Source organism: Streptomyces sp. NPDC004629 (assembly GCF_042873595.1).
Lineage (GTDB): Bacteria > Actinomycetota > Actinomycetes > Streptomycetales > Streptomycetaceae > Streptomyces.
This window is the reverse complement of record NZ_JBIALO010000034.1, coordinates 39,202-52,350: the sequence shown is the minus strand read 5'-3', so window position 1 is coordinate 52,350 and position 13,149 is coordinate 39,202. Positions and strand designations below refer to the sequence as shown.

The 13,149-nt window shown below is 72.8% G+C and carries 4 protein-coding genes; all 4 read left to right on the top strand.

The annotated features are described in order from the left end of the window. The first annotated feature begins 290 nt into the window (after positions 1–290). The 4 genes from ACFYTE_RS35535 (at position 291) to ACFYTE_RS35520 (ending at position 13,023) form a co-directional block, all read left to right on the top strand. Complete coding sequence (locus ACFYTE_RS35535) at positions 291–3,296, top strand: glycosyl hydrolase (protein ID WP_388719534.1); 3,006 nt, start codon at positions 291–293, stop codon at positions 3,294–3,296. Positions 3,297–3,687: 391 nt separating this feature from the next. Further along, the gene (locus ACFYTE_RS35530; protein ID WP_388719532.1) at positions 3,688–6,264 is read left to right on the top strand and encodes a beta-L-arabinofuranosidase domain-containing protein; all 2,577 of its coding nucleotides are present in this window, start codon (positions 3,688–3,690) and stop codon (positions 6,262–6,264) included. Between the two features lie 76 nt (positions 6,265–6,340). After that, positions 6,341–9,727, top strand: coding sequence for a glycosyl hydrolase (locus tag ACFYTE_RS35525; protein ID WP_388719531.1), 3,387 nt, complete (start codon positions 6,341–6,343; stop codon positions 9,725–9,727). Positions 9,728–9,762: 35 nt separating this feature from the next. Then, complete coding sequence (locus tag ACFYTE_RS35520; protein ID WP_388719529.1) at positions 9,763–13,023, top strand: family 78 glycoside hydrolase catalytic domain; 3,261 nt, start codon at positions 9,763–9,765, stop codon at positions 13,021–13,023. Positions 13,024–13,149 lie beyond the last annotated feature (126 nt).

The window sequence follows — 13,149 nt, the reverse complement described above, 5'->3', positions numbered from 1 at the left end:
GCAAGGTCCCGCAAACGCGAGCTCGGCGGCGACGTCGTAGGCCGTGCGGTAGAAGGATGCGAGCGTCAGACATGGACGGCTGGAAGCGGCTCAAGACTCGGGTGCTCGTCCAGGTTCCGAGGACCCCCCTGGCCCGGCCGCCGGTCAGAAACGTGTTGCCGACATCTTGACCTTGCTCGAACCAGCGGCTTACGGTTCCCGCGTCCACCGTGATTGAAACGATTCAACCCCCTGATTCAATCCCGTGGTCGCCATCACCACCAGGAACCAACTCCCTTTGGGGCGCAGTCATGCATGAACACCTCTCGCAGCGTGGCGGGATCTCACGCCGCTCGGTCCTGACCGCGGGACTGGCCGCCGGCACCGCGGCGGCCCTCTGGACCGCGTCCCCCGGCGCGCTCGCGTCTCCCGCCACCGGGAGCGGCCCCGGCGGCGGCTGGTTCGCCGACCCCGCACGGTCGGTGCGCCCCAGATTCCGGTGGTGGTGGCCCGACGGCCTGGTGGACCCCGACGAGATCGCCCGCGAGATCGACCAGATCGCCGACGCCGGCTTCGGCGGGGTCGAGATCGCCGCGGTCCACCACAGCATCAAGGACAAGTCGGTGCTGGACACCGCTCGTCACGGGTGGGGCAGCAGACCGTGGCGGGACGGCGTCGAGGCCGCGCTGCGCCGCGCCGCGCGACGCGGTATCACCGTCGACCTCACCCTCGGCCCGAGCTGGCCCGTCGCCGTGCCCGGCGTCGGTCCCGACGACGCGGCGGCGGCCAAGGAACTCGCCCACGGCCGGGTCGACCTGACCGCGGGAGCCACCTTCCGGGGCCCGGTGCCGCCGCCGCTGCACGAGGCCGCCGCCGGTGTCACCCGGCAGCGGCTCCTCGCCGTGCAGGCCGCCCGGGTGGCGCCCGCGAACTCCACGCGCAAGGAGACCGGGCTCGACCTCGCCAGCGTCCGCGACCTCACCGCCACCGTCACGGACGGCACGCTGACCTGGACGGCACCCGAGGACGGCGACTGGGTGCTGGTCTCGTACTGGCAGCGGGGTTCGGGCCAGCAGCCCGAGTCCGGCCCGCACTCCGATCCGGCCGCGTTCGCCGTGGACCACCTTTCCGCGGACGGCACCGCCGCGGTCACCGAGTACTGGACGCGGCAGGTGCTGACGCCGACGCTGCGGCGGCTGCTGAAGGCGGCGGGCGGGACCTTCTTCGAGGACTCCGTGGAACTGGAGACCGATGGGCTGACCTGGACGCCGCTGCTGCCGGAGGCCTTCGAGAAGCACACCGGCCGCCCGCTGCTGCCGTATCTGCCGGCGCTCGTCCTCGACAAGAGCAACCAGGTCTTCGCCTTCGAGGCCGAAGTGACGCGGCAGATCAGGCACGACTTCTGGGAGACGGTCTCCGGCCTGTTCAACCGCCACCATCTGCGGGCCCTGCGGGACTGGTCGCACTCACTCGGCATGGAGTTGCGCTCCCAGCCGTACGGCCTGCAGACCGACGCCATCGCGTCGGCCGCCATCCTCGACGTCCCCGAGGGCGAGTCGCTCGGCTTCAAGAACCTGGACGACTACCGCTGCCTGGCGGGCGGCCGGGACATGGCGGGGCACACGGTGCTGTCCTGCGAGGCGGGCGCCTACAACGGGTCCGCGTACAGCACGACGTGGGACAGGTTCCTGCGCACCATGGGCGGCGCCTACGCGGCCGGCGTCAACCAGACCGTCGTACACGGCTTCTCCTACGCGACCGCGCCGCAGGTGAGCTGGCCCGGCTTCGCCGCGTTCAGCCCGTACAACGGGACGCCCGGCTACGGCGAGTCCTGGGGGCCGCGGCAGCCCACCTGGCGGCACATCGAGGACGTCTCCGGGTATCTCGCCCGGGTGCACGGGGTCCTGCAGTCCGGCACCGCCCGCGTGGACGTCGCCGTCTTCCGGCAGACCGGCTACACCGCCACCGGCATCGGAGCATCCTGGCTCACCTCGACCGGCGTCCCGCTCGGCTGGACCCACCAGTTCCTCAGCGGCCCGCTGCTGGATCTGCCCTCCGCCACCGTGTCCGGCGGCCGGCTGGCGCCCGACGGACCCGCGTACAAGGCACTGTTCGTCGAGGGCGACTTCTTCTACGGCTCCACCCCCACGCTCGCGGAGCCGCACGCCCGCAAGCTGCTCGAACTGGCCCGGGCCGGCCTCCCGATCGTCCTGCTCGGAGCCTTCGACCAGGCGCTCACCCCGGGTGTGCCGGCCCCCGGAGAGACGGACCGGCTCCGCGGGATCCTGGCCCGGCTGCTCGCCCTGCCCCATGTGCTCCAGGTCGCCGACAAGACGGCGGTCGGCGACGCCCTCGCCCGGCTCGGTGTGACACCCGACGTGCGCCACGCCACCTCGTCCACGCTGCTCAACGCGCACCGGGCCACCCGGGACGCGGACTACTACTACCTGTGCAACGGCAAGCACGCCGAGACGGTCAAGCCGCCCGTGGCGGCCATCGACCACGAGGTGACCCTGCGCGGCACGCGGCGCGGCGCCACCGTGCCGTATCTCCTCGACCCCTGGACCGGCGAGGGCGTGCGACTCGCCCGGTACACCCAGGACGGCGACGACTTCACCGTTCGGGTCACGCTCCAGCCGGGACAGGCGATGATCGTGGCGCTCGGGCGGCCCGGCCTGTTCGGCGACCGCAACGGGGCCCGCCCGCACGCCCTGGCCACGGACGCCGACGCGGTGCTGTTCACCCGGCGCGGGCTGACCGTGCGGGCCACGGCCGCGGGCACGTACACGACCCGGCTGTCCCGGGGGCGTACGGTCACCACGGTCATCCCCTCCGTGCCCGCGCCGATCACCCCGGACCGCTGGCAGTTGGACGTCGAGGACTGGCGTCCCGGAGCCGATGCGACCCGGACGGAACGGGTGCGCCGCACGCTGGCGCTCGACACCCTGCTGCCCTGGTCGCAGATCACCGAACTGGCGGACTCCGCCGGGGTGGGCCGGTACCGCACCACGGTCGTGCTGCCGGCCGACTGGGACGCGTCCCACGGCGCGCTGCTGGAACTCGGGCAGGTCAGCGACACGTTCCGGGTGACCGTCAACGGCACGCGTACGGCACCGGTGGACCGTCTGCACCCGGTCGCCGACGTCGGGGCCCTGCTGCGGCGCGGTGCGAACGTCATCGAGATCGAGGTGGCGACACCGCTCATCAACCGGCTGAGGGTGGTTCAGCCGTCCGTGTTCGGCGGCGTCGCCCGGCAGGCCCACGGTCTCGTGGGGCCCGTCCGTCTCGTGCCCCACGTACAGGCGATCGTGGGCTGACTCCCCCGGGCGCACCCGGACACACCCGGCGGCACACGTCGCCGCCGGGTGCGTTCGCACGTTCCGGCGGGGACACACACGCCCCGTCGCGCCCTCGCTTGGATTGAACGTTTCAACTCCCTTGCGGCCACCACCATGTGAGGGGCTGTCACCGCACCGGCGGCCTCGCGGTCGAGCCTGGAGTGTCCGCCTCACCTGTCTTCTTGGTCTCCTCAATCGCCGAATCGGGCAAGGGACTTCGCCCCCTTCCTGTGAGAAACCTTGACGCCGACGGTGGTCACACCTAGCGTCTCCGGCGAATGAAATAGAACGTTTCAAAACCGCCACCGGACCTGCCCGGGCCGCGTGCCCGTCCGGTGTCCTGTCTGTCCGTCCGAAGGGAATCCGGCACGTGCCCGCACCGCGCGACACCTCCAGCCCGTCCCGCCGCCAGATCCTGTTCGCCGCGTCGGCGGCGGCCGGCGCCACCGCCCTGTCGTCCACCGCCGGGTGGGCTCCTTCGGCCGCGGCCGCAGGCCGGCCGCCGGCCGGGGCGTCCGGCGCCGAACCGGTGCTCGCCCCCTTCGCGCTCGGCGCGGTCCGGCTGCTCGACAGCCCGTTCCTGGACAACATGCGCCGGACCTGCGCCTATCTGCTCTTCGTCGACATCGACCGGCTGCTGCACACCTTCCGGCTGAACGTGGGACTGCCGTCTGCGGCCCAGCCGTGCGGAGGGTGGGAGGCCCCGGACGTCCAACTGCGCGGTCACACCACCGGCCATCTGCTCAGCGCCCTGGCGCAGGCCCATGCCAGCACCGGTGACCGGGCCTACGCCGACAAGGCGGACGGCCTGGTGCGCGCGCTGGCCGAGTGCCAGGAGGCCGCCGAGTCCGCCGGATTCCACCGCGGCTACCTCTCCGCCTTCCCCGAGTCGGTCTTCGATCAGCTGGAGGCGGGCGGCAAGCCCTGGGCGCCGTACTACACCCTCCACAAGATCATGGCCGGGCTGCTCGACCAGTACCTGCTCAGCGGCAACCGGCAGGCGCTGACGGTCCTGCTGGAGATGGCGGCCTGGGTGGACGCGCGCACCGCACCCCTGTCCCACGAGCGGATGCAGACCGTGCTCAAGGTGGAGTTCGGCGGCATGAACGACATCCTCGACCGGCTGCACCTGCTCACCGGCGACCCGGCACATCTGCGCACCGCACGGCGCTTCGACCACGAGGAGCTGTACGCTCCGCTCGCGGCTGGCCGCGACGAACTCGCCGGGCGCCACGCCAACACCGAGATAGCCAAGGTGGTCGGCGCGGTGCCGGCCTTCGAGGCCACGGGGGACCGCCGCTACCTGGACATCGCCGACACCTTCTGGACGGTGGTCGTACGGGACCATTCGTACGCGATCGGCGGCAACTCCAACCAGGAACTCTTCGGCCCGCCCGGCGAGATCGTCAGCCGGCTGTCGGAGGTGACCTGCGAGAACTGCAACAGCTACAACATGCTCAAGCTGGGCCGGCAGCTTTTCTGGCACCGGCCCTCGCGCGCCGCCTACATGGACCACCACGAGTGGACGCTCTACAACCAGCTGCTCGGCGAGCAGGACCCCGACTCCGAACACGGCTTCGTGACCTACTACACCGGGCTGTGGGCCGGTTCGCGGCGGCAGCCCAAGGGCGGGCTCGGCGCGGCTCCCGGCAGCTACAGCGGTGACTACGACAACTTCTCCTGCGACCACGGAACCGGCCTGGAGACACACACCAAGTTCGCCGACAGCATCTACTTCCGCTCCCGTGACACCCGCGCCGCGGAGCTGTACGTCAACCTGTTCATCCCCTCCGAAGTACGCTGGCCCGAAACAGGGGTGACACTTCGTCAGGAGACCGCCCATCCGGACTCGGACCGCGTCCGGATCACCGTCACCAGGGGAGCGGCGCGCTTCGCGCTGAAGATCCGCATCCCCGCCTGGGTGGCGGACGGCGGCAGACCCGCCCAGCTCAAGGTGAACGACCGGCACGTCGGCGCAGCGCCGCGGCCGGGGACGTACGCGACCATCCGGCGTCACTGGCGCAGCGGAGACACCGTCGAACTCGTGCTGCCCCGCACCCCCGTCTGGCGCCCGGCCCCCGACAACCCGCAGGTGAAATCGGTGTCGTACGGGCCGCTCGTGCTGGCGGGCGAGTACGGCGACACCCCGCTCGCCGTGCCGCCCACCATCCGCCCGGACACGCTGCGCCGTGTGCGCGGCGAGTCCACCGCGTTCACCGCCGTCGCCGACGGCCGGCCGGTGTCCCTGCGGCCGTTCCACGAGGTGCACCACCAGCGGTACAACGTGTACTGGTCGGTGACACCGAGGCAGGGCCGCGAACGGGACGTGGCGCGCTACCCGTTGGACGAGGGGACGGGCGCCTCGGCCGCCGACCGTACCGGCATGTTCGCCGATGCCCTGCTCGTCGCAGGCGCCTCCTGGATCCGGGACGGCGCCGCCGACGCCGTGGCGCTGGACGGGGTGAACGGCCATGTCGCCCTGCCCAAGGGCCTGCTGACGGGCCTGACGGAGCTGACGGTCAGCGTGCGCGTACGCGTCGACGCGCTCGCCGCCTCCGCCCGCGTCTTCGACTTCGGATTCCACAAGGAGACCTATCTGTTCCTCGCCGCGACCACCGGCGCCGGACGTGCCCGCGCCGCGCTGAAGATCGCCGGCATGGCCGCGGAGGACGTCGTCGACGCGGCGGGCCCGTTCCCGGTCGGCCGCTGGACCCATGTGGCCCTCACGCTCGGCGGCGGCACCGGCGTCCTCTACCTCGACGGCGGCGAATCCGGCCGCAACCCGGCCATGGCCGCCGGCCCGCTGCTGCTCGGCGCGACCAGCCGCAACTTCCTCGGCCGTTCGCAGAACACCATCCACCCCTACCTCCGGGGTGCGGTGCGCGACCTCCGGTTGCACAACCGGGCCCTTACCGCCGCCGAGGTGGCGCAACTCGCCGCCGGCTGACCGGCCTTCAGTTCCGTAACCCGCCCCGCCACCGGCACGTTCGCCGTGCCCGGACGTACCCCGCAGGAGTTCACGCATGCCCGAACACGACCTGTCCAGACGCCGATTCGTCGCCGCCGCCTCGGCCGGTACCGCGCTCGCCGCGGGGCTGCCCGGCCTCGCCCATGGCGCCGACGCCGGGCAGCCCCGGGACGGCGGCGGCCCCTCCGGGTACCCGGCACGGCACTTCGCCGATCCCCCCAAGGACAGCCGCCCCACCGTCTACTGGTACTGGAACGGGCCCGTCACCCCCGACCTGGTCGACCGCCAACTCGCCGACCTGCGGTCCAAAGGCATGTACGAAGTCATCCTGTTCTCCTTCGACAACGCCGAGATGCAGCCCGCGTTCTTCACCGAGGAATGGTTCGACATCGTCGGACACGTGCTGCGCACGGCGGAGCGCACCGGCATGCGGGTGTGGCTGTTCAACGACGACCACTTCCCGTCCGGCCGGGCCGGCGAATACGTCGTCAAGGGCGGAACGGTCGGCTCCCGCACCTATGAGCCCCGCCCCGACCTGCGGTTGAAGGCACTGTGGCGGTCGACCACCGTCGTGACCGGACCGGCCCGCGTCGATCTGCGCCGCACGACGGGCGTGGGCGTGGAGGCCGGCCGGCTGGTCGCCGACGCCGCTCTCCTCGACGGCGCAGCCGTCCTCCGCGACAGCGAACGCTGGGGCGACTACACCCTCACCGCGGACGGCAAGGCCGACCACACGGCCGCCGGGGTCGTGGTGCGGGCCGCACAGGACGGCCTCGACGGCTACGCGGTCACCTTCGACCAGAGCGGTGTCGTCACCGTGCTGCGGCTCGCCCGCGGCGCCGAACCCGTCGAACTGCTGCGCAGCAGCCGGACCGACGGCTTCAACAAGACCAAGTTCCACACCCTCGCCGTCACCGTCCGCGGATCGCGCCTGTCCGTCACCCTGGATGGCAAGGACAAGGGCGGCGTCGAGGACGCCGGCCACCCCACCGGAGGCGCGGGTGTGCGGGCGGTCGGCGACCAGCGCGGCCTGTGGGACACCTTCGCCGTCACGGCGGACGACGGCAGCACGCTGTACCGGTCGGCCTTCGACGACCCGGCCGCCGCCGGGGACTTCCCCGAGCGTGCCTCGCTTGCCGCGCGGGCCGTCGCCGCCGCGGCCCGGCCCGCCGGGTCCGCGGACGCCGCCGAGGCCGTCGACCTGACGGCGCGGCTCGCCGACGGCCACACCTGGCAGGTGCCCGCGGGCCGTTGGCAGATCGACCTGTTCGGCGGGGTGCCCCTCGTCGACGACTCGCAGGGCTACAGCCGCAGCTACCTCGACCTGCTCGACGACGAACCCGTCGACCTCTTCCTGGACATCGTGCCGGGCGAGTACCACCGGCGCTTCGCCCGCTACTTCGGCACCGTCGTCCCCGGCTTCTGGGACGACGAGCCGTTCTTCGGCTCCGCCGAGGCCCACTTCAAACGGCTGCCGTGGTCACCCACCCTGGACAAGGCGCTGCGCGCCGTGGGCGCCGCACCCGGCACGGCCTACGCCAGCGCCTTCGACGACCTGGGACGTGCGGGACGGATCGCCCGAGGCCGCTACTGGCAGGCCGTCTCCAACCGCTTCGCCCAGTACTTTCGCAAGCAGGCACAGTGGTACGAGCGGCGCGGCGTCGCCCTCATCACCAACCCGCTGTACGACGAGACGGCCCCCGCCAAGCGCATCCCCTCCACCGGCGACCTGCACAAGGTCAACCAGTGGGCGCACGTGCCCGGCGGTGACATCATCACCGCCGAATACGTCGCGGGACAGCCCACCATGATTCCCCGCAACCCGGCCTCCGCCGCCCACCAGACGGGCCGCGAACGGGCGTTGCTGGAAATGTTCGGCAACATGGGCTGGCAGGTCACGCCCGGCTTCGTGCACGCGACCGTCGGAGCCCAGGCCGCCCGCGGCATCAACCTGACCGTGCTGCACGCCCTGTGGACCGACGAGAGCCGGGTGTACTTCCCGCCGCCGTTCGGCCCCCGCGCCCCCTGGTGGTGGAGCATGCGCCCGCTCGCCGAGTGGATCGGCCGGGTCATGGAGGCCGGGCGCGGCACGTCCGGCGCCCGTACCGCCCTGCTGCAACCCCAGCGCGCCGCCGAGCAGTGGACCGGCACGGCCCGGCAGGGCGAGGTCGACGGCTCGTTCACGGACGCCGCCTACGCGCTGGAGCGAGCCCAGGTCGACTTCGACCTGCTGCACGAGGGCGCCCTCGCCGACGATCCGGACCTGCGCCACCGGGCCGACGTCCGCGGCGGCCGGCTCGCCGTGGGCGCGGCCCGCTACGACCTGGTGGTCCTCCCGCAGGCCCCGACCCTGGACGCGGCCGGTGTGCGCACCCTCAGGGAGTTCGTGCGCTCCGGTGGCACCGTCGTCGCCGTGGGCCCGTTCCCCGAGGACGACGCGGACGGCAACGACCGCACCCTCACCCGCGCCCTGTCCGACCTGTTCGGGGACGCGCTGCCGGGCACCCGTGCCCTGGGTGCCGGGCGCGCCGTACGCGTGGCCGACGTCTCCGGTCTGCGCGCCGCCGCCCACCGGGCCCAGACGGCGGCGGCCGTGCTCGACCCCCCGCGCGACGCGATCCGGGTGCTGCGCGTGCACCGCGGCACGGACACCGCGTTCCTCCTCAACAACGAGAGCGGTGAGCCCGTCGAGACCGTGGCGACCCTCCCGGTCGCCGGAGTGCCCGAACTGTGGGACCCGGCGACGGGTGACACCGGGCCCGCACCGGTGTACCGGAGCACCGGGCGCGGTCTGCGCATACCGCTCGGCTTCGAGCCGTACCAGACCCGGATCGTCGTGGTCCGCCGCACCGGCCCCACCCCGCCGCACCTGACGCAGGCCACGCTGCCCGTGCTCGACGTCGAGACCGACGGCCACACCCTGCGGGTGACGGCGGAGGCCGCCGCGCCCGGCGTCCACCGACTCACCGGCACCGACGGCGGCCACACCTACCACGGCACGGTACGCGTCGACGACCCGCTCACACCGGTCACCCTGGACGACGACTGGACCCTCACCCTGGAACGCGACGGCGCCACTCCCGTCACCGGCCCCCTCGGCAGCTGGACCGACGTCGACCGGCTGTTCTCCGGCAGCGGCACCTACCGCACCACCGTCGACGTGACGCCCTCGCTGCTCGCCGGGCGGCGGGTGCTGCTCGACCTCGGAGACGTACGCGACGTGGCGGCCGTGACCGTCAACGGCACGGAACTCGGGCCGCTGCTGTGGGCGCCCTTCGTCGTCGACGTCACCGGCCTGCTCACCCCGGGACGCAACCGGCTCGACGTGCGGGTCTCCAACACGCTGTCCAACGAGCGCAACAAACCCCTGCCGTCCGGGCTGCTCGGCCCGGTCACGCTGCGCTTCAGGCGCCGCGTCACCGCCCGGCTCACCCGCGTCTGACCCGTCCGGCCCCCGACGCCACCCGTAGGAGCACCATGCACAGATCCCGCGTCCCCGGCGCCCGCCGGCGCCGCCTCCCCCTGCTGACCGCCGCGCTCACCGCCTTCGCGACCGTGCTGGCGGGCGCCGTGAGCGCCGACGCCACCACGACCACCGGCGCGCTCACCGCGAGCCGGCTGCGCACCCAGCACCTCGATCGGGCCCTCGGCATCGACGACACCACCCCCTCGCTCAGCTGGCGGACCACCGCCCGCACCGCGAACGTCCTCCAGTCCGCCTACCGGGTCCAGGCCGCCACCAGCCCGGAACGGCTGCGCGCGGGCCGTCCCGACCTGTGGGACTCCGGAAAGGTCCGCTCGGCCACCCCGGGGACCACCTACGCCGGCCGGGCACTCGGCTCCCGCACCCGCGTGTACTGGCGGGTCATGCTGTGGTCGCAGCACGGGTCCCGGGGATCCGCCTGGAGCGCCCCCGCCGTCTTCGAGACCGGACTGACCCGGCAGTCCGACTGGAACGCCGACTGGATCACCCACCCGGACTGGCAGCTGAGCAAGCGCACCGTCCAGCCGGTCGTGGTCAGCGTGCCGCGCACCACCGCCCGTTACCTGCGCCTGGACGTCACCCGGCTCGGCCTGCCGCTCGCGGAGGACTTCCCCGGCCGCGCCTGGCGCCTGCAACTCGGCGAGATCGACGTCCGCGACTCCGTCACCTCCGCCACGGGCCTCGCCAAGGGCGCCGCGGTCACCGCGTCGGAGAGCAACACCGTCCGCAAGACCTGGGAACCCGCCCTGGCCGTCGACGGGCTGCCCAACAGCGCACTGCAGACCGCGGCCGGATACTCCAGCGCCGCACACCCCGGCCCCGACATCGCCGACACCCCCGTCATCCTCACCCTTGACCTGAAGGCGGCGAAGACCTTCGACCAGGTGGCGCTCTACCCGCGCGCCGACGTCCTCACCGACGACGGCCGCGTCCCCGGCTTCCCCGCCGACTACGCGCTCGCCGGCGCGGACGATCCGTCCGGACCGTTCACCCCGCTCGCCCGGGTCACCGGCCAGCGCCCGCCCGAGCCCTACCTGCCGTCCGGACTGCCGCTGCTAGCCGACGACTTCGCCCTCCCGCGCGCGGTGCGCAGCGCCCGCCTCTACATCGCGGGACTCGGCGTGTACGACGCCACGATCAACGGCGAACCGGTCGGCGACGCCGTCCTGGAACCCGCCAACACCGACTACGCCGACCGCGTCCAGTACGCCACCTACGACGTCACCGACCGGTTGCGGACCGGCGCCAACACCATCGGTGTGGCCCTCGGCAACGGCATGTCCAACGTCGTCAGCACCGCCGACCGCTACCGCAAGCTGTACGGCAACCTCAGCGACCCCAAGCTGATCGCCCGGCTCGAAGTGACCCTGGCCGACGGCAGCGTGCGCACCGTCACCAGCGGCGACGACTGGCGCACCACGCTCGGACCCACCACCTCGTCCAACTGGTACGGAGGCGAGGACTACGACGCGCGCCGGGAGATCCCGCACTGGGACGAGCCGCGCGGCGACCGGCACGACTGGCGCCGCGCCGTGACCGTGCCGGGGCCCGGCGGCGCGGAGCGGCCGGCCCGGCTCAGCGCCCGGGAGACCGAGCCGATCCGGGTTGTGGAGACCCTCAAGGGCAAGGAGGTCGACGGCGCGGACGGCAGCCGCGTCTTCGACCTCGGGCGTAACATCGCCGGCTGGCCGGAGATCACCGTCACCGCACCCGCCGGTAGCGAGATCCGCGTCTACCCCGCCGAGAGCCTCAAGGCCGGCCACGCCTTCCAGTCCATCAGCAACGTCGGCGCCCCGCTGTGGGACGGCTACACCGCACGCGGCAGCCGCGCCGAGACCTGGCATCCGCGGTTCAGCTACCACGGCTTCCGCTACCTGGAACTCAAGGGCGTTCCCCAGGGCGCCACGGTCAGCGTACGGGGCAAGGTGCTGCGCACCGACAACGCGTCCGCCGGCACCTTCACCACCTCCGACCCGCTGGTCAACGACATCCACGGGCTGATCCGGCGGGCGATCGAGGGCAACATGATGAGCGTCCTCACCGACTGCCCCAGCCGGGAGAAACTCGGCTGGCTGGAACAGGATCAGCTGGTCTTCCCCGCGCTCGCCGGGAACTACGACATGCAGGCTCACCTCCGCAAGATCGTCCGGGACATGGCCGACGCGCAGACCGCGGACGGGCTGGTGCCCAGCACCGTGCCGGAGTACACGAACCTGCCCGGCGCCTACCGCAACGACGCCAACTGGGGCGGCGCCTTCGTGCTCGTGCCCTGGCAGCTGTACACCGCCTACGGCGACCGGGCCACACTGAGCACCTACTACCCGCGCATGCGGCAGTACGCGGCCTTCCTGGAGAACCAGGTCTCGGGCGGCATCCTGGACTACGGCCTCGGTGACTGGTTCACCCCCGACCGCACCTTCCCGCGCGCGGTGGCCGGTACCTACGGCTACTGGCGGGTCGTGGACGCCCTCGGCCGGATCGCCACCGTCCTCGGCGACCGGGCCGCGGCCGAGGAGTACCGGGCGAAGGCCGACGCGAGCGCCAAGGCGCTCGCCGCCAAGTACTACGACACCGCCACCGGCACCTTCGGGGGCGGCGGGCAGGGCGCCGAGGCCCTGGCACTCGACATGGGCGCCTACCCGGCGGGGGAGCGGGACCGCCTGCTCGGCCACTTCACGACATCCGTGCAGAACGCGGGACACCATCTGGTGCTCGGCGAGATCTCGCTGCCGGCCGCCTTCCGCGTGCTGTCCGCGGCGGGCCGGGACGACATCGTGCTGCGGATCGCCACGCAGACGACCAGCCCCAGCTACGGGTACCAGGTCCTCGCCGGGAACACGACGCTGGGCGAATCCTGGGACGGCGGCCCCGGCCAGTCGCAGAACCACTTCATGCTCGGCGCCATCGACGGATGGTTCATCGGCCGGGTCGCGGGCATCGCGCAGACGGCCGACTCGGTCGGCTACGCGAAGCTGCTCATCGACCCCGCGGTCGAGGGCGACATGACGTCCGCCTCCGGCTCCTACACCACCCCGTACGGCGTGGCACGCACCGACTGGCGGCGGGACTCCGGCCGCTTCCGGCTGACCGTGGACGTGCCCGCGGGCAGCACGGCGGAGATCCACGTCCCGGCGGACGCGGGCCACGCCGACGCTCCCGGCGGCGCACGCCTGCTGCGCACCGAGGGCTCGGAGGCGGTGTACGAGGTGGGGTCGGGCCGCTGGACCTTCCACTCGACGCTGACCCGGGCGTGACCCTTCGTCACGGCGGGCGCCCGCCCGGCCGCCACACGGGACACGAGTCGCCGAGCGCAGCGCGTGGACCTAGCGTGTGAGGCGTACGGACGCTCTCCCATGACCGGGAAGCCCGCCGGCCTCGCG

Coding starts and splice junctions, on each gene's coding strand:
- ACFYTE_RS35535 (WP_388719534.1), top strand. CDS start 291: ATGCATGAACACCTCTCGCAGCGTGGCGGGATCTCACGCCGCTCGGTC.
- ACFYTE_RS35520 (WP_388719529.1), top strand. CDS start 9,763: ATGCACAGATCCCGCGTCCCCGGCGCCCGCCGGCGCCGCCTCCCCCTG.
- ACFYTE_RS35525 (WP_388719531.1), top strand. CDS start 6,341: ATGCCCGAACACGACCTGTCCAGACGCCGATTCGTCGCCGCCGCCTCG.